The 20964-nt window shown below is 69.7% G+C and carries 16 protein-coding genes and 1 pseudogene; 10 read left to right on the forward strand and 7 right to left on the reverse strand.

Annotated features, from left to right (window positions below):
• Positions 1-27: 27 nt before the first annotated feature.
• The 4 genes from DT019_RS21535 to DT019_RS21550 form a co-directional block, all read right to left on the reverse strand.
• A complete protein-coding gene (locus tag DT019_RS21535) occupies positions 28-465 on the reverse strand; it encodes a cupin domain-containing protein (protein ID WP_223279694.1) in 438 nt (145 codons plus the stop codon).
• A 171-nt stretch (positions 466-636) separates the two neighbouring features.
• On the reverse strand, positions 637-1578 hold the full coding sequence (locus DT019_RS21540) for an alpha/beta hydrolase (protein WP_114038510.1): 942 nt from the start codon (positions 1576-1578) through the stop codon (positions 637-639).
• Between the two features lie 257 nt (positions 1579-1835).
• A complete protein-coding gene (locus tag DT019_RS21545; protein ID WP_114038511.1) occupies positions 1836-2432 on the reverse strand; it encodes an NADPH-dependent F420 reductase in 597 nt (198 codons plus the stop codon).
• A gap of 41 nt (positions 2433-2473) precedes the next feature.
• Positions 2474-3292: an inositol monophosphatase family protein gene (locus tag DT019_RS21550; RefSeq protein ID WP_114038512.1), complete on the reverse strand. Its 819-nt coding sequence runs from the start codon at positions 3290-3292 to the stop codon at positions 2474-2476.
• Positions 3293-3430: 138 nt separating this feature from the next.
• Here DT019_RS21550 and DT019_RS21555 point away from each other — a divergent pair, with 138 nt between their 5' ends.
• Entirely contained in the window at positions 3431-4336 is a 906-nt protein-coding gene (locus tag DT019_RS21555; protein ID WP_114038513.1) for a LysR family transcriptional regulator, read from the forward strand.
• Between the two features lie 133 nt (positions 4337-4469).
• Here the strand turns inward: DT019_RS21555 and DT019_RS21560 are convergent, their stop codons facing one another.
• Positions 4470-5579, reverse strand: a complete 1110-nt coding sequence (locus DT019_RS21560) for an FAD-dependent oxidoreductase (RefSeq protein WP_114038514.1) — start codon at positions 5577-5579, stop codon at positions 4470-4472.
• A gap of 124 nt (positions 5580-5703) precedes the next feature.
• On the opposite strand from DT019_RS21560, the gene DT019_RS21565 reads away from it, so the two are divergent.
• The 3 genes from DT019_RS21565 (at position 5704) to rox (ending at position 10160) form a co-directional block, all read left to right on the forward strand.
• Positions 5704-6297, forward strand: a complete 594-nt coding sequence (locus DT019_RS21565; protein WP_114038515.1) for a TetR/AcrR family transcriptional regulator — start codon at positions 5704-5706, stop codon at positions 6295-6297.
• 499 nt (positions 6298-6796) lie between these two features.
• Positions 6797-8014 (forward strand): arylsulfotransferase family protein, encoded by a 1218-nt coding sequence (locus DT019_RS21570; protein WP_114038516.1) that lies wholly within the window; start codon positions 6797-6799, stop codon positions 8012-8014.
• 685 nt (positions 8015-8699) lie between these two features.
• Positions 8700-10160 carry a rifampin monooxygenase gene (gene rox, locus DT019_RS21575; RefSeq protein ID WP_114038517.1) on the forward strand — a complete coding sequence of 487 codons (1461 nt, stop codon included), beginning with the start codon at positions 8700-8702 and terminating at the stop codon, positions 10158-10160.
• Positions 10161-10903: 743 nt separating this feature from the next.
• Here the strand turns inward: rox and DT019_RS21580 are convergent.
• Positions 10904-11263: an STAS domain-containing protein gene (locus tag DT019_RS21580; RefSeq protein WP_114038518.1), complete on the reverse strand. Its 360-nt coding sequence runs from the start codon at positions 11261-11263 to the stop codon at positions 10904-10906.
• A 774-nt stretch (positions 11264-12037) separates the two neighbouring features.
• Between DT019_RS21580 and DT019_RS21585 the strand changes: the two genes are divergently transcribed.
• From DT019_RS21585 to DT019_RS21605, 5 genes and pseudogenes are all read left to right on the forward strand, one after another.
• Complete coding sequence (locus tag DT019_RS21585) at positions 12038-12925, forward strand: SigB/SigF/SigG family RNA polymerase sigma factor (protein WP_223279695.1); 888 nt, start codon at positions 12038-12040, stop codon at positions 12923-12925.
• A gap of 356 nt (positions 12926-13281) precedes the next feature.
• A pseudogene (locus tag DT019_RS21590) lies at positions 13282-14492 on the forward strand (PP2C family protein-serine/threonine phosphatase).
• 202 nt (positions 14493-14694) lie between these two features.
• Positions 14695-15243 (forward strand): hypothetical protein, encoded by a 549-nt coding sequence (locus DT019_RS21595; protein ID WP_317617786.1) that lies wholly within the window; start codon positions 14695-14697, stop codon positions 15241-15243.
• A 95-nt stretch (positions 15244-15338) separates the two neighbouring features.
• Positions 15339-17324 (forward strand): APC family permease, encoded by a 1986-nt coding sequence (locus DT019_RS21600; RefSeq protein ID WP_114038581.1) that lies wholly within the window; start codon positions 15339-15341, stop codon positions 17322-17324.
• Between the two features lie 284 nt (positions 17325-17608).
• Complete coding sequence (locus DT019_RS21605; protein WP_114038520.1) at positions 17609-18760, forward strand: serine hydrolase domain-containing protein; 1152 nt, start codon at positions 17609-17611, stop codon at positions 18758-18760.
• 117 nt (positions 18761-18877) lie between these two features.
• Here DT019_RS21605 and DT019_RS21610 read toward each other — a convergent pair whose 3' ends face one another.
• A complete protein-coding gene (locus tag DT019_RS21610) occupies positions 18878-20122 on the reverse strand; it encodes a serine hydrolase (RefSeq protein ID WP_147267338.1) in 1245 nt (414 codons plus the stop codon).
• 93 nt (positions 20123-20215) lie between these two features.
• Between DT019_RS21610 and DT019_RS21615 the strand changes: the two genes are divergently transcribed.
• A complete protein-coding gene (locus tag DT019_RS21615) occupies positions 20216-20794 on the forward strand; it encodes a helix-turn-helix domain-containing protein (protein ID WP_189389800.1) in 579 nt (192 codons plus the stop codon).
• The last annotated feature ends 170 nt before the right edge of the window (positions 20795-20964 follow it).

Genomic DNA, 20964 nt, shown 5'->3' on the forward strand with positions numbered 1-20964 from the left:
ACTGCAGTTTTCTCACCCCCACGGGCCCTACGGCATCTCGAAGTCCTGGAAGTCGAAGCCCGGGGCGACGACGCACGTCACCAGGACCGGCTCGTCACCCGACGGTTCGGCGCTCTGCCAGACGCCGCCCGGGACGAGGAACTGCGGCCGCTCTCCGCGCTCGACCGTGTTTCCCACCATCGCCTCGACCGCCCCGTCTTCATCCGGCGCGTCACCGTGCCCGCCCAGCCGCATCCGCAGCGGGCCGCCTCGGTGCCAGAGCCAGAGTTCGTCCGAGCGGACACGGTGCCAGCGGGAGACCTCGCCAGGGTGGAGCAGGAAATAGATCCCGGTCGCGAAGGCTCTCGGCCCGTCGTATCCGTCGGGGACCATCCCGCCCGAGGTCTTCCAGGTCTCGCGGAACCAGCCGCCCTCGACGTGCGGTTGCAGGCCGAGAAGGGTGACCAGTTCGGAAGGGCCCGACACTGAGGTATCCGGAGTATCAGCAGTGTTCGCCATAGTCACACATCCTCACGCACGGCAGCGGCCACCGCATGGTTTGCGACGAGGATGCTGCCGTTGAGGGTCGCGGGGCCAGCGAGGCGCGGGCGCGCGCGCCGGCGCCGGGGCGGGCGGGGACCATGACGTCGTGGCGGGTCAGTCGGCGAACGCCGTGGCCACAGCATCTGCGAGCTGATTCAAGACGTCCCGTGAGAGCTGCACCTCCCCGGTGAACGAGAAGAACGCGTGGGTAGCGCCCTTGATCGGCAGGTGCGTGACCGGCACGCCGGCCTCGGCGAGCTTCTGCGCGTACCGATCACCCTGGTCCCGCAGCGGATCGTGTTCGGCGGTGACGATGACGGCAGGAGGAAGCCCGGCGAGCTCGTCGGAGCGCGCCGGCGAGACGCGCGGGTCGGCGCCTTCGTCGGGTGTGTTGAGGTAAAGGCCCCAGAACCATTCGAGCCAGCTGCGGCTCAGCAATGGTCCGGCCATGTTCTCGTACATGGAGGGGCTGTCGTCGAACCGGTCGACCGCCGGGTACGCCAGTACCTGCAGTGCGACGGGAGGTCCGCCGCGCCGCTGGGCTTCCTGCACGAGGGCCGCCGCGAGGTTACCGCCGGCGCTCTCACCGAACACCGCGATGCGTTGCCCGTCGCCGCTGAAACTCCCGGCGTTGGCCGCTACCCACGTCAGGGCGGCATAGGCGTCGTCGACCCCCGCGGGGAAGCGGTGTTCTGGTGCGAGGCGGTAGCCCACGGAGACCACGATCGTGCCGGAGCGGTTGGCCACGGTGCGGGCGATGTGGTCCTGGCTGTCCAGGTCGCCGAGTACCCATCCTCCGCCGTGGAAGAAGACCGTCACAGGCTGTGGCCCGGAGCGCGGGACGGTGAGGGGGGTGTAGATGCGGATGGGGACCTCGATGCCTTCGGCGGTGGCCACTGCGTCCTGCACGGCGGCGACCGGCTCGACGTCACCCGCGAGGGTGGCGAGGCTGCGCGCGAGGTCGCGGTTCTCTGCGACTGTTCGGCTCTCCGGTGCCGGTTCGCCTCCTTCGGCCAACTTCTGGAGCAGGGCGTCGATCTGAGGGTCGAGGGACACGAGCAGGACCTTCCTGGGACGGGCGAAACGACACGGTTGGGAATGGCTGTTCCAAGCGGCGCGGCTTCTGCCGACGGCCACCGCGGGTATCGGCGGGCACATCCGCGGCCAACTCCGCAGGCACCTCCCCGTAGACGAACCCATTCCTCAAGGCGAGGCCGTCGGCCGCGAGAAGGGTGGCTCCGGGCCGCCGTCGGGCAGCTGCGCGCCGGCGTATCCGTTCCGGGTGTGGGTCCGCGGGGCGCCGCCTGTTGCGGTCAGCGGGCGATGGAGATCGCGAAGGGGGTGAATCCGGTGGATCGGATGACGTGCGGTACGAACAGGATCGCGGCTTCGGTGGCGCGGGCGGTCTGGATCCCGCCGAGGTCGGTGATCCACTCCTTGTGCCAGCCGAGGTCGGTGAGCAGTTCGCGGACGGTCTGTTTGGCGGCCGGGTCGTCGCCGGACAGGAACACGGTCGGTGGCTGGGTGAGGGTGGCCGGTGCGGTCATCACCGGGAAGAGCATGGTGTTGAGGGTCTTGACGACGTGCGTGTCCGGGAGTGCTTCCTGGAGTTGCTCGGCAAGGCTTGAGCCGGGGTACATCAGGTGGGCGGGCAGTCCGTCCGGTCCGTCGACGGTGGCGTTGGAGACGTCGACGAGAATCTTGTCGCGCAGTTCCTCGCGCAGGTCGGCGAGCCGCTCCAGGGAGCCTGCGCCCGGGGTGGCGTTGATGACGATCCGGGCTGTGCGGGCGGCGTCGGCGGCGGCCCCGGGCGCGCGGTCCGCCACGGTCACCTCGTGCCCCGCCCGGGTGAGGGCGGTGGCCAGGTTGCCGCCGACGCGGCCGTTTCCGAGAACTGCGATCGTGGTCATGAGGTCTGTGGTCCTTGTCGTGGGTGCGGAGTGTTGTCGGGTCAGCGGGAGAGCGTGGCGACGGCCTGGGCGTGGACGCCTGGCGCGGCGGCCAGGAAGCTCTCGCTCTGCGGGGTCCAGGGGCGGCCCTGGGCGTCGGAGATGTGTCCGCCGGCCTCGGTGACGAGCAGCGCGCCGGGCAGCAGGTCCGCGCGGGCGCCGGCGAACTGCCAGAACGCGTCGGTGCGGCCGGCTGCCACGTTCGTCAAATGCAGGGTTGCGGGCACGGCGGTGCGCACGACGAGCGCGTCGGAGAGCATCGCGGTGATCGAGGAGCCGATGTGCCGCACGACCTTCTCGTCCTCGCCCGGCCGGGCCTGGCTGGTGGCCACGATGCTCAGTCCGAGGTCCTCGGTGGGCGAGACACGCAGCGGTCGGCCGTCGAGGTGGGCGCCCGTGCCGGTGAGCGCGGTGTAGGTCTCGCCGGTCAGCGGCAGATGGACCGTGGTGAGCACCGGCTGGTTGTCGCGCACGAGGGTGGCGGTCACCGCCCATTCCGGGAGTGCGTGCAGGTGGTTGACGTTGCCTTCGGCCGGATCCACGACCCACCATTCGCCGGGCGGCAGCGCCCCGCCGTCCAGCTCGTCCTCCACCCACCCGGCATCCGGACGCAGCCCCGTGAGGCGGGGGCGCAGGATGTCCAGGGCCGCGTTGTCGTTGGCGGCGAGCGCGCGCATCAGCTCGTCGCGGCTCTGGTAGCGGACCACCTCTCCGAAGCGCCCGAGCAGCGCGGATCCGGCCTCCCGCACCACGAGCGCGGTCTGGGCGAGCAGGTCGGCGTCGGAGGCGGCGACGTCAGTGGTCCGAAGCGTTTCGGGCATGGTGAACTCCCTTGTGTATACCGGGTGATGAGGTTTCGTCGGGTCGGGCTGGGCGCTCTGTTCTGCGCTGTGGTCTCGACCGTAGACAGCCCCCTGATTAACGGCAAGTGCATGTAAAGCACGGCTAGGATTACTCGCGTGCAATTGGATTTGAATCTGCTCGCCGCGCTCGACGCGCTGTTGGAAGAGGGCAGTGTGGCCGGGGCCGCCGGGCGCCTGCACGTGACCGCCCCCGCGATGAGCCGGAGCCTGGGCCGAATCCGGCGCACGACCGGAGACCAGATCCTGGTGCGCACCGGCCGCACCATGACCCCGACGCCGTACGCGATCGCCGTCAGGAAACAAGTGCACGAGCTCCTGCACCAGGTTCAGGGGGTGCTGGCACCGAGCCGTGAACTTGACCTGGCAACGCTGGAGCGCACCTTCACATTGCGCTGGCATGATTCCCTGGTCGCCCTGAGCGGCCCCGCGCTGCTCTCGGCCGTGCGGGAACAGGCGCCGGGCGTGCGCTTGCGCTTCCTCGCGGAATCGAGTCTGGACACCCCCGAGTTGGCTCGCGGCGAGGTCGACCTGGAGGCCAACGCCAATCCCCCGACCGCACCGGACATCCGCGCCGAGAGCGTGGGCGAGACCCACCTCGTGATCGTCGTGCGGCAGGGCCACCCCCTCACCCGCGTCAAGACCATCACCGCCAAGCGGTACGCCGCCGCCGAGCACGTCGCCGTCTCGCGCCGCGGGAACCTCAGCAATGCCCTCGACGACGCCCTGGCACGGCTGGGCCTCACCCGCCGCGTGGTGGCGACCGCGCCCACGGAAGCAGCTGCGCTGGAGTTCGCGCGCGACTCCGCTCTCCTGATCTGCGTCCCCGAGGCCACCACACGCTCAGCCGTCGGGGATCTCGGCCTGGCCGTACTCCCCCTCCCGCTCGAATTGCCGTCGGCACCGATATACCTTTCGTGGCATCAGCGCTACGACTCCGACCCCGCCCACGCCTGGCTGCGCGGGCTGGCACGAACCGCATTGGCAACGTGCGGAACGCCGTAGAAGGCGGTTGCCCGCAGCGGCCCGCCGGGCGGCATCAACGCGGTCGCGTTGATCCAGGGGTGCAGCGGGCGGACGGCGCCGACTACGCGCATCCCGTTGCCCTGCTCATCCGGCCGGTCAGCGACAAGTCGGTTCAGGAGGCCATCGCGGGAACCAGGTGGTCGAGTCCCTTCGCACTGGCCGTCGCGGCCTCGATCGAGCGCGGGAGCATGACGCTCTCGTAGGCGCGGACGGCGTCGCCGAGCCCGGATTCGGTGACGAGGGCGTGGGCGAGGTCGCAGCCGTCGAGCATGGCGAGGTTGGCGCCCAGCCCGACCGGGGGCATCAGGTGTGCGGCATCGCCCAGCAGCGTGACTCCGGGAACGTGTTCCCAGGTGTGCGGGGCGGGCAGGACGAACAAGGCACGGTGTATGAACGCATGGTCGCTGTTGCGCAGGATGTAGCGCAGGCTCTCGTCCCAGTCGTCGAACATCCCCAACAGGTGTGTCCGCACGACCTGTTGGTCGCGGAGGTCGATACCGGCCGTCTCATGCCAGTCCTCGGGCTCGCGGAGCGCGATGTAGGCGCGGATGTGATCGTTGCTGTTGCGCTGGGCGACCAAGGTCCTGCCGGCGCCCTTGGCCAGCATCGATCCTTTGCCGACCAGTCGCGCGAGGTCGCGATGGCGAGTGTCGCAGTCGTCGAATCCGGCCTCGATGAAGGTGACACCGGTGTAGTGGGGTGCGGCGTGCGACAGGGCCGGACGCACGCGGGACCACGCTCCGTCGGCGCCGACCACCAGATCGAAGTCCTCGGCGGTGCCGTCACCGAAGAGCAGTCGGCAGGTGCCGTCCGCCAGCGGGGCGACCCCGCTGACGGCGCGGTCCCACCGCACCGTGCCCTCGGCAAGTGAGTCCAGGAGCAGACCGCGCAGCTGTCCGCGGTCGATCTCCGGTCGGCCGCCGTCGGCGGACGGCCCCTGCTGCGCCAGGAGCGCGGCGGTGGCGAAGTCGAGCACGCGCCACTCGTCTCCCTCGGGGCGGGCCAGGGCGTGGAAGCGGTCGAGGAGCCCCGCCGCACCGAGGGCGGCCTGGCCGGTGCCGGGATGCATGTCGAGGGTGCCGCCCTGCGGGCGGGCGTCGGCGGATGCCTCGCGTTCGAAGACGGTGACGGAACGGCCGTGTTGCTGCAGGACGCGAGCGCAGGTAAGGCCGCCGAGACCGGCGCCGACGATCGCGATGCGGGGGTCACGAGCAGAGTTCATGTGAGTGTCCCTCGGGAGGTGGGTCGACCGCCGGTGGCCCCGGCATCACCAAGAAAGCACATTCACTAAATAAGTGCAACGACTAAACTTTCAAAGCGACTGAGCGTCGGGGTACGGTGTGCGAGTGACCGAACCGACCGGGCGCCGCGAGCGCAAGAAGGCCCAGACCCGCCAGTCCCTGGCCGACGCCGCACTTGAGCTCTTCCTCGATCGCGGCTACGACCAGGTCGGCGTCAAGGACGTCGCCGACGCTGCCGACGTCTCGGTGACCACCCTGTTCAAGCACTTCGCCGGCAAGGAGGCCCTGGTCTTCGACCAGGACGACGACCTGGAGGCAGCACTCGTGGCCGCCGTGCGCGAGCGCGCCCCGGGCCAGTCGATCCCCCAGGCCCTGCGCGAGCACCTCCTGCTGAAGCAGACCCAGCTCGCCATCCATGCCGCGGACCCGCGGTTCGCCGACTTCACCCGCCTGGTACAGGAGACCCCCGCGCTGCGCGATTACGCCCACCGCATGTGGACGCGCCACGAAGCGGCCCTGGCCAGGGCCATCGCCGAGGCCGTAGGCGCCCCCGAGGACGACGTCAGCTGCGCCGCCCTGGCCCGCTTCGCCCTTGAGGCCCGCAGCCTCGTCCTGCGGCACCCCGACCCGCACCGAGCCGCGGACGAGGCCTTCGCGCTGCTCGAACACGGCTGGACCGCCTCCCATCCGAGCGACTGACCCCTCAACAACGAAGATCAGGCGTTGGGTGTTGACGCCTTCGGCGGGGCCGATGGTGCAGGGTGTGGCCTGGTCCCCGCAGACGTGGAACGTAGCCACCGTTCGAGGGGCGACAACCAGCAGTGGCGCCCCCACCCCAGGGGTCTGGCATGAACCGCAACAGCCCTGATTGGTCTCGCTGTTCGCTGCGTGGACGTCCATTGACGTTCCGGTCGGTGCGCGGCTACGTTCTGCCCTATGCAGCGGCCCAAGATCCTCACGACGCGCGGTCACATCGACCACATGCGGGTGTGTTCTGCTGCGTGTCGCCCCTGTTGAGAGCCGTTCGGCCTCCGGTGGCATCCGTCCGTGCCTGACAGCCTCACTGGCTGCGCGCGGTAGCACCGTCCTGTAGTCACCCTCTCTCATCGCGCATGCCCGGTCGGGTGTGCGCCTTCTCCGCAATGCCCGTGACCGGGCCGGCCGGTTCCGGCTACGGGCTGCCAGAAATGGACACCTGATGCGTCACAACTCCCTACCCGTTCATGTCCTGATCGCTGCATCCACCGCTGTCGTCACGAGCCTCCTGCCCCTGGCAGGAACCGCATCCGCGGCCCCGGACAACAAGCCGCTGCCACCGCTGACCGTCCTTGCCGACAAGGGCACCGCTGGCCGTGGGGACATCTTCGTCTCGCCGAGCTCGGCGAACAGCGCCTACTCCAGCGGCGTGGAGATCCTGAGCGGTGACGGCAGGCGTGTCGTGTGGTCCCACAAGACCCCGGCCGGGCAGCAGGCGGCGGACTTCCGTGCCCAGACCTACCGGGGCAAGCCCGTTCTGACGTGGTGGCAGGGCACCGGGCTCGGCTCCCTCGCGAGCGGGGTGAACTACATCTACGACAACCGGTATCAGAAGGTCGCCGAGGTCCACGCCGGGAACGGGTACACCGCCGACGGGCACGAGTTCCTGATCACCGCTCGTGGCACGGCACTCATCCTGGCCTACAAGAAGGAGACCGCCGACCTGACGGGCATCGGCGGCTCCGCGCACCAGGCGGTCATCGACGGCGTGGTGCAGGAGATAGACATCCGCACGGGCCGGGTCCTGTTCCAGTGGAAAGCCGCCGATCACGTGCCGTACGCACAGAGCGAGCAGCCGCTGCCTTCGTCGCCGGACAAGCCGTGGGACTGGTTCCACATCAACGCGGTGAAGCCTGACACCGACGGCGGCCTGCTCATTGATGCCCGGAACACGTGGACCACGTACAAGGTCGACGCACACAGCGGCCGCGTGCTGTGGCAACTCGGCGGCAAGGCCAGCACGTTCAAGGAGCAGGCCGCTCCCGGCCAGTACCTGAACACGGCCGGAACGATCTTCTCGTGGCAGCACGATCCCGAACCGCTCGGCGGCGGCCTGTACAGCTGGTTCGACAACGAGTCCGCAGGGGCCGCGAACACGGGGTCGGGGGCGGTGGAGGAGCTTCCCTTCAGCCGGGTCGTCACGGTCCGCGTGGACGAGAAGGCGCGTACGGCGACGCTGGTGAAGTCTGTGAACCAGCCGGACTACCTCAGCGCGTCCTCGCAGGGCAACGCCCAGCCACTCCCCCGGCGCGGGACGTTCGTCGGATGGGGGTCGCTTCCGTACGTCTCCGAGTTCGACGCCTCGGGGAAGGCCGTGTTCAAGGCCCAGTTCCCGGCGGGCGTGAACAGCTATCGCGCGTACCGCTTCCCCTGGAAGTAGGCCGGATTTGAGGAGGCCGAGCAGTCCGCTGAAGTCATGCGCGACCATCGGCGGTTCGCGCACGCGGACCCAACCCCAGGGCCTCACTGGCCGGTTCGCCGATGGCGTCGCCATCGGTTGTACACCGTGAGCTGATCCGCGGGGCGTCACGGCACCGGGCCCGTTCCCCGCTTTGACAGGGAGAACGGGCCCGGTCTGGTGCGGCGGCGCCGATCCAACACGGCGCATGACGGGTGAGTGCCGCCAACCAACCAGTCAGCCGGGACGCCGACCCTCACACGCGGTGGGGTCCGGGCGAGGATCTCCGCCTTCGGCGACCCCATCGCGGCTGTCGACCGAGCGTCGCGGGCCCCGATGCGGGAGGGTCTTGTCGGTTCACAATCGACGCAAAAGACCAAAGGCAAGGAGGTAACCCACTCCTTGCCACTCTCAACTTATAGCGCACGGGGGGCCTTGCGGCAAGGCCCGGGTCGTGGCGCAGAATCGTCGGCCGAGGCCAGAACCTGGGGACATCAGGGACTCGCGACGTACGTGCGCCTTATCGACTGTGGGTTCTACGGGATGGGAAACGGCCGGCGGGACTCGCGGTGTGGTTGCGGGCACGCGACGCGGGGATCCGGGTGCGCGCGTCACCGGACCACGTAGAGCGGTTGGCCGCAATGCAACCATGTTGAATGGGGAGTTCATGATTGATGTGATCGTTATCGGCGGCGGACCGACCGGGTTGATGCTGGCCGGGGAGTTGCGGCTGCACGGCGTGCACACGCTCGTGCTGGAGAAGGACGCGGAACCGACCAGGATCGTCCGCTCGCTCGGCCTGCACGCGCGCAGCGTTGAGGTGATGGACCAGCGCGGTCTGCTGGAGCGGTTCCTCGCACTCGGCAGGCGGCACCCGGTCGGTGGTTTCTTCGCCGCCCTTGACAAGCCGGCGCCGGACCGGATGGACACCGCACATCCGTACACCCTCGGCATCCCGCAGACCACCACCGATCGCCTGCTTGCCGAGCACGCCACCGAACTCGGCGCCGAGATCCGGCGCGGCTGCGAACTCGTCGGGCTGAACCAGGACGAACAGGGGGTGACCGCCGAACTTGCCGACGGCACACGGCTGCGCTCGCGCTACCTCGTCGGTTGCGACGGCGGCCGCAGCACGGTGCGCAAGCTGCTCGGCGTCGGCTTCCCCGGCGAGCCCTCCAAGGTCGAGACGCTGCTGGGCGAGGTGGAGCTGACCGCGGCGCCGGACACGCTGAAGGCCGTGATGGCTGAAGTCCGCAAGACCCACAAGCGGTTCGGCGCCATGCCCCTCGGGGACGGGGTGTACCGCCTCGTCGCGCCCGCCGAAGGAGTGGCTAAGGACCGCACGGTCCCGCCTACCCTGGACGAGCTGAAGCGGCAGGTGCGGAAGCTCGCCGGCACCGACTTCGGCGTGCACTCACCGCGATGGCTCTCCCGCTTCGGCGACGCCACCCGGCTGGCCGAGAGCTACCGCACCGGCCGCGTGCTGCTGGCCGGCGACGCGGCCCACATCCACCCGCCGACCGGCGGGCAGGGGCTCAACCTCGGCATCCAGGACGCGTTCAACCTCGGCTGGAAGCTGGCCGCCGAAGTCAACGGCTGGGCACCGGAGGGACTGCTGGACAGCTACCACACCGAACGGCACCCGGTGGCCGCCGATGTGCTGGACAACACCCGCGCGCAGATGGAGCTGATGTCCGTCGAGCCGGGTCCCCAAGCAGTGCGCCGGCTGGTGTCGGAACTAATGGACTTCGAGGAGGTGAACCGGTACCTGATGGAGAAGATCACAGCGATCGGGGTCCGCTACGACTTCGGCGAGGGACATGAACTGCTCGGCCGACGGCTGCGGGACGTGGGGCTGAAGCGGGGCCGCCTCTACGAGCTGATGCACGGCGGCCGCGGGCTGCTGCTCGACCAGACCGAGCGCCTCTCGGTGGCAGGCTGGGCAGAGCGAGTCGACCACGTCGCCGACATCAGCGAGGAACTGGACGCGCCCGCGGTGCTGCTGCGGCCGGACGGCCACGTGGCGTGGGTTGGTGACGATCAGCAGGATCTGCTCGAACAGCTGCCCCAGTGGTTCGGCGCTGCGTCATACGGTCGGCCCGGGTCAAACAGCCAATCAAGGCCGTGAAGGCATAGCCCACGATCTGACATGGATGTTCCTCACCCCCCAGCCGCGCCCAGGCACAGCTCTTGGAAGACGTCCGCCGTCAACTACGCTCGTTGGAAGCGCGCGTGAAGCTGTGAAAAGCACCATGCTGCGGGCGCACTACGCAGCGCCCCGGCACCCCGGGGCGTGATTGCCACTCGTACTCCTGGCGCACGGTCTTCAGCCGGGCCGGGATGCCGGAGGCCAGGGCGGCCTCGCAGGGGCCCCGTCGCCGTCGTTCTCACTACCCAGCGCCACGCACTTGTTGACGAGGTCGGCGAATCCGATGGCGTTTCCGCCCGCGCCCACGATGATGACGTTGATGTCGGGGCCTACCGCCTCGGACTGAGGGGGCACTGCGGGGAAGGGGTAGTCCGGGTCCGCGTAATGGGGCGGCAGTGGTGGCCGCTGCGGGTACCGAGGCCGAACAGGTCTACCCCTACCTCCTGCCCGGCCAGCCCGCGTTCGAAGAGATCCCCCCTCGCAGCCGTCTCCGAGCGATCAGCGGCAGCCACCCAGCGCCTGTGCCTACCGGTCTATCCAGTACGCACGGTCACCGAGGTCGAGTACGTCCTTCGCACCGGCAGGGACTTCTACACCAGTGGCTGATCCGTTGCGCCAGCACCTGCCGCCTCGCAAGCGGTATGCAACGGCCCCGGCGCCAAGGGCAGGCTCACGCCCCGCCCACCGACTCTCACCGCCGTGAGGGGCCCGCTCCGCCGCTGTCAGAACCGTCCACTCCCAGCGGCTTCTGGCGCTCGCGGCGGGGCGCCGCCTATTGCCATGCGCAGAGCGGTGTCCACGTCGGGGACGAAGGTGAACAGGCGCTCAGTGCAGGTGCACTCGAAAATCCGCCGTACCTTGTGCCGCCTGCCCACCACGAGCACCAGACGCGAGCGGAAACGTGTCGACACAAGCACGCGCAGCAGCGCACAGTCGGCGAACGAGAGGCCGGACAGATCAACGATCGTCACGCGTTCCCGCCCGGGGCGCAGTGCTGCGCGCAGCAGCGGTGCGGTGTCGATGTCGATTTCTCCGCTGGCCCGCAGGAGGAGGACGTGGCCGGGGAGGACGATGCTGGTCACCCTGGCGACGGGATCCTCCGGCGAGACGGAGGACACGGGCTTGGGGCATGCGGGTAGGTGGGGGTCGCGCGGGTGCGGATGCACGGCTGCCACCCTGACTGGTGGGGAGCCCTCCCCTTCCGCAGGAAGTTCCGGGAAGGAAGTGCACGGCCACTACGGCGGCCGTACGGTTGAGGAAATCCGTACCCGAGGCGCCCCACGGGAGCAGGGTGGGACGCAGCAGCGCGGCAGACGACAACGGCTATATCTCGAACCTACCCCTCCCGGCGGACCGGCAACCGCCGATGACGTCTGCGGCTGACGGCCGTTCCGCCGTGCCCTCCCTGAGAGGGGCCCGGCTTCCGGATTCCTGCCGCGTACTGGAGCGGGCGGCGGGGTGTCGTTCGGCAGGTGTGCCCCACAGTTCCACGGTCGGCCCTGCGGGACGCGCGCCCTGGCCTGCGTCTGGAGGGTGCGGGGATTTTCCTTCCGCAGAGGAAACACCCATGGGCGCAAGAACTCCGTGCCTCCCTCCCCCGCCCCCAGAGACAAGCCCGTCGTTCTGCGAACCGCGCTTCGCCGATGTCGACGAGACGCTCACGTTCCGGCCACCCCCGCTGCCTGCGGCGGCCGCATCCGTTTGCGGGCGGGGGACAGGGGCAGGCGTCGGGCGTGCTTCGGACCGGAGGCACGCCCGCAGGACCCGCGTGTCCAAGTGCGTCATCTCCGGATGCCTGTTTGGCATGCGCGGGGTCAGCGGCGGCTCATCGACACCCGACACGCAGGAGTATGACCATGCCGAGCACCGCACCCACCCGTCCGCCGCGCAGCCACGACGACGCGCCGGACACCACCGCCGCGTTCGCCCGCCTGGAAACCCTCCACCACGGACCCGAGCACGACGCCCTGCGCGACGAGCTCGTAGCCTGCTGGCTGCCCATGGCACGGCGCCTGGCCCGCCGCTACCGAAACCGCGGCGCCGAGATGGACGACCTCTGCCAGGTCGCCGCCATGGGACTGGTGAAGGCGGTCGACCGCTACGACACGGCCAGGGGCGCCTTCGAGCCGTACGCCATCCCGACCATCCAAGGCGAGATCAAACGGCATTTCCGGGACTGCCTGTGGGCCGTCCACGTGCCCCGCGGAGTCCAGGAGGCACGCAACAAAGTCCGCATTGCCCGCAGCGAACTCCAGGCCAGCCAGCAGGGTGAGCCCACCATCACACAGCTCGCCGCCCGAACCAGGCTGAACGAAGATGACGTCCGCGCCGGACTGGAAGCCCTGGAAACCTTCAAAAGCCTCTCCCTGGAAGCGGACTCAACCAGCAACGGCGACGCGGAGGCCACGGCGCTGGCCGACACCATCGGCACCCTGGAACCGGGCTTCGACACGGTCCTTGACCGTGAAGCGGTCAAGCCCGCCCTGCGGGCACTCCCCGAGCGCGAGTCGAGGATCCTCTACATGCGGTTCTTCGACGACATGACCCAGCACCAGATCGCCAGCGAACTCGGCCTCTCCCAGATGCACGTCTCCCGCCTCCTCACCCGCACCTGCAACCACCTCCGCGAACACGCCCTCACCGAGCCCCAGCCCCATACCCAGCCCACAACGGACTCGCAGCCCACCCCTGCGCGGGCCGTCAGGCATCAAGGCCCCAACGCCCCGTCTCCCCACAGTGGTTGACGGACGGGCCCGATCTCATCCGGACACTCAACCAGCGTCGGCGCACCGGCTTCTGCCAGGGCTGCGGAGCAGGCATTTCGGATCCCGCGTGATCTGAAGCCGGACAAGGATCCGCTGCCAGGTGCCGTCCCGCTGCCATCGGCGGCCGGTCACGGACGTGGCCCCACGGACCGACCTCGCCGCGCCCGCTCTGACGCGCAGCGGTGACCGACCCGCCCTTGCGGCGATCCCAGGAGATCCCCGCCCTTGGGGTGGACCCTCGGCATGTCGCCGGCGGACCGCGTACGGGGGACGCGCGTGCTTGTGATTGTGTCGGCCGGACGGGAAGGAGAGCCCACAACCCTTGGGAGGCTGATGTGGCGGATGAACGGATCGGTCTGGCGCAGGTGCTGGCGGCCGCGGAGGCCGCTGCCCCGGTGGACTCCCTCGACGTGGTGGCGCGCAACCTGCGGGAGCGGTTCGGCGCCGTGTACGTATCGTTCCTGTTCGTCGATGTCGTCGGCCGGCGCCTTCTGCGGGTCCACGACGCCGCGGCCACGCATCGGAAGGACCGCGCCGAACCAGTCTCCCTCGCCGGCAGTGGCATCTACGACGCGGTACTGCGTGACCAGCGTCTGGTCCTGGCACCGGACACCGGGAGAGGGCGGCGGGTGCTCGCCCCCGTCACCAACCGGGGCGACGCCATCGGGGTCCTGGAAGTCTTCCTGCCCCACGTCGCGGCAGGATGCTGGAGCAGGTGGAGGAGGCCGCGCACGCGCTGGCGTACGTCATCGTCACCGACCGGCGCTTCACCGACCTCTACCACTGGGGCAACCGCACCACCACGGTCAGCCTGGCCGCGGAGATCCAGCGCCAGCTCCTGCCCACCGCCTCCTCCTGTGAAGCACCCCAGTTCGCGCTCGCGGGCGCCCTGGTCCCGGCCTCCGACATCGCCGGCGACACCTACGACTACAGCCTCGACCAGAACACCCTGCACCTGTCGATCACCGACGCCATGGGCCACGACACCCACGCCTCCCTCATGGCCACCCTCCTCGTCAATGCCTCCCGCGGCGCCCGGCGTGCCGGGGCAGACCTCGCCGAGCAGGCCCGCCAGACCCACCAGGCCCTCCTCGACCACGGCAACCACACCTTCGCCACCGGCCAGCTCCTGCGCATCGCCCTGGATGGCACCGGCGCCCAGCTCGTCAACGCCGGCCATCCCCGGCCGTTCCTGCTGCGCGCAGGCACGGTCACCGAACTGTCGCTGGCCGCGAACTTGCCGTTCGGCATCGACTATCCCCATCACGGCGCGTACCTGGTGCAGGACCTCGACCTGCGTCCCGGGGACCGACTCCTGCTCCAGACGGACGGCATGTAGGAACGCGACGCCGAAGTTGTGGACCTGCCCGGCCTCCTGCGCAAGACCGCCGCCGAGCACCCCCGCGAGGTGGTCCGCGTGCTGGTCGGCGCCGTCGCCGACGCCTGCGGCGGCCGCCCGCCCCGGGACGACGCCACCGTCCTGTGTCTGGACTGGCACGGCCCGCACTCCGGCGTCAGCCCGACCGCCTCTCAGCCTGGCCCATGACGCCACCCCGCGCCGCCCGCACCCCTTCCTCGTCCTCGAAGGTCCCTGCCTCGCAGATGCCTGAGGTGGAACTGATTCGAGCAACGTCAGAGAGCCGTATGTCCCGCATCAAGACTGGTCGCGGGGCGATGCCGCCCCGCCCCGGCGGGCTTACGGTGCGGCCATGGGTCGAAGAATCAGTTACTCGGCGAGGAATCAGGCGGTGCCGCCCCAGTCTGTCTCCTACGACATCACCTGGCCGGGCGAGGCCCGCTCGGCCGTCGGCTACGGCACGTTGCTCTTCGTCCTGCTGACAGCGGTCGACGCGGCTGCGGGCACGCTCACCGATGTGCGCGCCGCACTGTGGCTGATCCTGGGCGCCCTGCTGTTCGCCGTGCTCTGGCCGGCCCGGGTGTCCGCCGCCCCCGGCCTCCTCGTCTCGCGGGGCCTGTGGCGCGAGTCCGGCGTCCGCACCGACCGGCTGGTCTCGGTGCGCTGGTCCAACGGCGTCGCGCAGCGCCTGGTTCTGCGCGACGCCGACGGCAACCGGGCGGAGATCGACCCGCGGGTGCTGGTCGCCAATCCCCGCTCTGGGCCGTGGTCGACACCGACGCCCACACCAGCATCGAGCGGGGCACTCTGTGCTGCGGCGAGACCGCCCTGCGCCAGATGGCGACCCGCGTCGACGGGGAAACAGCCCGTGCTGTGTTCAAGCTCTCCGGACTGGAGTAGGCATTTGGTCTTGCTTTGTGGTGATTTCCTGGAATTTTGACGGCCTCTTAACGGCCAACCTGCTGTCCCGTTTCTTACGCTCACGCCGTGTTCAAAGTGACCGGCGTCCTCAAGCGCCTCGTGATCGGCCGTGCCATGCGCAGCGAGGAGCTGGGTGAGACCCTGCTCTCCAAGCGGCTGGCTCTGCCGATCTTCGCCTCCGACCCTTTGTCGTCCGTGGCGTACGCGACGCAGGAGATCCTGCTCGTCCTGACCCTCGGCGGTTTGGCCTACCTCCATTTCACGCCGTGGATCGCGGCCGGGGTGGTCGCGCTGATGGCGGTGGTGGTGCTCTCCTACCGGCAGGTCGTGCACGCCTACCCGAGCGGCGGCGGCTCCTACGAGGTGGTGTCCACCAACCTCGGCCCTTCGGCGGGGCTGGTCGTGGCCGCGTCACTGCTGGTCGACTACGTCATGACGGTCGCCGTGTCGGTCGCGTCCGGCGTCGACAACATCATCTCGGCCATCCCGTCACTGGCCGAGCACCGCGTACTTCTCGCGCTCGGCTTCGTCGCGATCCTCACCGCGATGAACCTGCGCGGGGTACGCGAGTCGGGCCGCGCCTTCGCCGCCCCGACCTACCTCTTCATCGGCGGCGTGATCATCATGGTCGCGACCGGCCTGGTCCGGTACGTGCTCGGGGACGCCCCGGTCGCCGAGTCGGCCGCGTACGGCATCCACCCGGAGGCGTCCAGCGCCCACCTGACCGGGCTCGCCCTGCTCATGCTGGTGCTGCGCGCCTTCTCCAGCGGCTGTACGGCGCTGACGGGCGTGGAGGCGATCTCCAACGGTGTGCCCGCCTTCCGCAAACCGAAGTCGAAGAACGCGGCGTCCACCATGGCGGCGATGGGCATCATCGCCGTGGTGATGTTCGTCGGCGTCACCACGCTCGCCATCGTCGCCAAGGTCCACATCACCAACAACTCCTGCCAGTTGACCGGCATCAGCGGCAACTGCGACACCTTCACCCAGAAGACCGTGATCGCCCAGCTCGCCTCCGCCGTGTTCGGCGGTGACCACTCCATCGGCTTCTTCTTCATCCAGGCCGCCACAGCGCTCGTCCTCATCCTGGCCGCGAACACCGCCTTCAACGGCTTCCCGCTGCTGTCCTCGATCCTGGCCCAACACCGCTATCTGCCGCGCCAGCTGCACAACCGGGGTGACCGGCTCGCCTTCTCCAACGGCATCCTGGCCCTCGCCATCGTCGCGGGCGCCCTGCTGTGGGCCTACAAGGCGGACGTCACCAGCCTCATCCACCTCTACATCCTCGGCGTGTTCACCTCCTTCACCCTCTCCCAGCTCGGCATGGTGCGGCACTGGAACCGCGCCCTGCGCACCGAGCCCGACCCCGCCACCCGGCGCCGCCACCAGTCGGCGCGGGTGATCAACTCGCTGGGTGCCGTCGTTACCGCCCTGGTCCTGGTCATCGTGCTGATCACCAAGTTCACCCAGGGCGCCTGGCTCGCCGTGGTCGCCGCGGTGCTCCTGTGGGTCATGATGCGCGGCATCCGGCGCCACTACGACCGCACCGCCACCGAACTGGCGGTGACCGACCCCCGCGACGAACTCGTCCCACCCTCACGGGTGTTGGGGGTCGTGCTCGTCTCCACCATCCACAAACCGACCCTGCGCGCCCTCGCCTACGCCCGCGCCTTCAAGCCCTACCGGCTCGAAGCCCTGACGGTCGCCGTCGACAAAGAGGCAACCAACGACCTGCAGCAACGCTGGGCCGAACTCGACGTCAACGTCCCTCTGAAGGTCCTGGCCTCCCCCTACCGGGAAATCACCAAGCCGGTCGTCGAATACGTCCGCACCATGCGCCGCGAGAGCCCCCGCGACGTCGTCGCCGTCTTCATCCCCGAGTACGTGGTGGGTCACTGGTGGGAAAACCTCCTCCACAACCAGTCCGCCCTCTGGCTCAAGAGCCGTCTCCTCTTCACCCCGGGCGTCATGGTCACCAGCGTCCCCTGGCAACTCACCTCCGCCGCCCACGCCGACCACCCCGCCGCCCGCGCCCCCGGCTCCGTCCGCCGCGGCGAACCAACAGCCGCCCACCACGAACACCCACCCGCCCGTGGCTGACCACTTCGTCCACGGTTGAGGTTTGGGCGTGCAGGCCTGGCGGGCCAGCTGGCACATGTGCCGGAGGCCTGCCTGGCGGGCACGAGCTCGGTGCTCTTCCTGCGGGGGGACTCTCCGACGGACTACGACACGCACCTGGACGTCGACTTCACCGTGCCGACCTGGGGTTTCCCCTAGGGGAACGGGCCTCGTCGCTCACCCCTGTTCACGATCATCGGGGCTCCCCCGCCGACCTACACTGAAGCAACTTTCAGCCAGTCCGACACAGATGAGGCCCTCACTACATGTCGCACCGCAAGGCCGTCGCTGCCTCCGCGCTTCTTGCCGCCGCACTGCTCGTTCCCGCCGCCACTCCCGCCATGGCGGCCGCACCCGACGCCGGTGCCGACCGGGCCGCGCTCCAGCAGGCCCTCGACGCCACGGTGGCCGCCGGTGTACCCGGGGCTGTTGCCGAGGTGAGAGACGGGCGCGGGGTGTGGCGTGGCAGCAGTGGCACTGCCGATCTGGCCAGTGGGCGTGCCGCCCATGCCGGGGATCGTTTTCGGGCCGGGAGCGTGACCAAGACGTTCGTGGCGACCGTCGTGCTGCAGCTGGTGGCCGACGGCAGGGTGAAGCTCGACGACGACATCGAGCGACAGCTGCCGGGGGTGGTTCCCAACGGCGCACACATCACCGTGCGGCAGCTGCTCAACCACACCAGCGGACTGGCCAACTACACCGACGTACTGCTGGGCAAGCACGACCCGGTGCGGGACGCGCAGAAGGCCACCTACACGCCGCGCCAGCTCATCGCTCTGGTCGCCGACATACCCAACCGCCCCGCGCCGGGCACGACTTGGGAGTACTCCAACACCAACTACGTTGTCCTCGGACTGCTCGTCGAGCACATCACCGGCCAGTCGCTCGCGCATGAGATCGACCACCGTATCGTGCGGCCCCTGCACCTGAAGGCCACGTCCTTCCCGACCTCCCCGAGCGTCCCGGGTCAGCACCTGCACGGTTACGAATGGCTCGAGGGCAGGGGTACGGGTGCCGCACCCACCGACCTGACCGAGTTCAGCCCCGCCGCGTACTGGGCCGCCGGGACGCTCATCTCCACCACGCACGACCTCAACACCTTCTACAAGGCGCTCCTCGACGGCCGGCTGCTGCCCGACCGCATGATGAAGGAGATGCGCACCCTGCACCCCATGGACGCGAAGCGGCCCAACCGCTCGTACGGCCTCGGTCTGGAGAGCAACGGCACCACGTGCCCGTCCGAGAAGCCGGTCGTCGGACACACCGGAGAGGTCGTCGGGTACCAGACCTTCAGTTTCACGTCGGCGGACGGCAAGCGGCAGATCACCCTGTCCGTCAACACGGGCCTGACCATGACCGACGCTGAAGGGACCGCCGCGACGAAGATGCTCTCCACCGCGTTGTGCCGCACGGCGTAGCGTCCCCACCACCCGCGGATTCCACCCATCCCCTTCGACGCGGCGCCTGCGGCGTTCGTGAGGGGATGGGCGTCGTACGAGTCGCCTACGGGCCCGACGCCGTAGCGGCGGCCGTGCTCAGGGCTGCCGGGTCAGCAGGTGGAAGGCGGCCCGGGTGACGGCCTGGCCACGGGCGACCACCGTGGCCAGGTCCAGGGCGGTGTCGGGGTCGGACACCATCAGGCTGGTGGCCAGGGCCCGGCCGTCCGCGGCGCGGGCCAGGTGATTGAGGGTCAGTACGCCGGGCTCGCTGCCCGGCTTGGACCACACGGTCGGGAACCGGGAGACGTCCAGGTTCAGGCCGCCTTCGGTGTGGGAGAGGGCGCGGCCGATCTCCGGCTGGTCGAGCCGCAGTAGGCCGCACAAGGCGCGGCAGATATCGGCCGGCGAGGCGAACCACTCGATGCGGTCGATGTCACGCGGTTCGGTCCACGGCTGTGACGTGTCGGGCAGCGGGAGGCGCTCCATCTCCTCGATCACCGTGGCACGTTCGGGCGCGGGAGCTGACCGGTATCGGTGCGCGTACGCAGGGACGTACTTGAGCTGGAAGAACGCCCGGGTGGTCAGCAACGGTGCGTTCACCGCGGGCCGCTGATGGCCGAACAGTTCGAACTGCCGGGACACGGCTTCCCGGCCGAGCCGCCGGATCAGGTGGTCGGTGGCGGTGTTGTCGCTGACGGACATCATGGCGTCCGCGTACTCGGCCAGGGTGAGCCGGTCGCCGGCCGGGCGGCCGAGCAGGATGCCGGAGGCCGGCAGGCTTTTGGCGTCCTCGCGGATGGCCAGTCGTTCGTTCCAGGACGCCCGGCCCTCGGCGACGGCCAGCCCGAGCGCGCCCAGTACGTACAACTTGAAGCCCGAGCCGATCGGGCGCAGCGTGTCCGGCCCACGACCGTGCACGATCCTGCAGTCCTGCGGGGTGATCTCGGCGGCGGCGAAGGACACCCGTCCGGGAAGGGCGGCCAGATCGTCGTCGAGTTCGGCCCACGAGGCCGGTGCTGCCTGCTCGGCGGTCATCGCCACGTCATCGATCCGGCCGCTCGGGTCGATGCGCACGGTGAGCAGGTGCTCGCCGCCGTCTCCCCGCACCCGTGCCTGGGCCCGGTCGGGTCGGGCGGACACCGGGCTGGTGACCACGAGGGGCCCCATCGCGGCCGCGACGGCGTTGAACCCGGCAGGCCCGCCGCTCGCGTCCAAAAAAGCCGGGGCCACACGGGCGCACAGCTCGTCCTCCGCTATCGGCGCCCTGGCCAAGGCAGCCGCCAGCCAGCCCAACTGCTCGGCGGCGTCGGCCTGCGTTGTCCCTGTCGTCTGCTCGCTCACTGCTTCCCCCGTCCGATCAAGGGGCCCGCGGCCCCATTGAATCCACAAATGGAAACATTACCGTGTCCGGAATCAAACTGCTAGCCTGTGCCGATGAGTTCAGCCGACCTGCTGCTGCACCCGGTCCGTCTGCGGATCGTGCAGGCATTCCTCAACGACCGCGCCCTCACCACGAACGACCTGCGCGACGAACTGTCCGACGTCGCACCGACCACGCTCTACCGCCACGTGAGCCGCCTGGTCGCCGGCGGTGTCCTCACGGTCGAGGCCGAACGCCGCGTCCGCGGCACCGTCGAGCGCACCTACGTTCTGCGGATGAGCGCGGCCAGCCTCGGCCTGGACCACATCCAGGCGATGACCGCCGAGGACCATCGCCAGGCCTTCACGGCCTATGTCGCCGGTCTGCTCGGCGACTTCGACCGCTACCTGGCCCGGGGCGACGTCGACCTGCTGCGGGACCAGGTCGGCTACAGCCTGGCGGCCATGTGGCTGGACGACGCCGAGTTCGCCGAGCTCCGCCGCGAACTGGCCCGCGTACTCGCGCCCCGCCTCGCCAACCCGCCCGCACCGGGCCGAACCCGCCGCATCTACGCCCGCGTGCTCCTCCCCGGGGACAACGGATCCGGGGAGCACCGGACGCCGCCCTCGGAGACGGACGCTCCCGCCTCCTAGTGCTCCGGCTTCTACGCGAACGCTTCAGCCGTCGGTACGTCAGCCGACCGAGCAGGTGAACGGCACCCCCGCGGGACAACTGGCCCGCGGCCGACGCACCTCCCAGGGCGCCATGGTCCGCGTCACTCAGCCAGTCCTCGCGATGGGCGCCGCGAACCGGCGACCGCCTG

The sequence above is a fragment of the Streptomyces sp. SDr-06 genome (assembly GCF_003324565.1).
Taxonomy (GTDB): Bacteria; Actinomycetota; Actinomycetes; order Streptomycetales; family Streptomycetaceae; genus Streptomyces.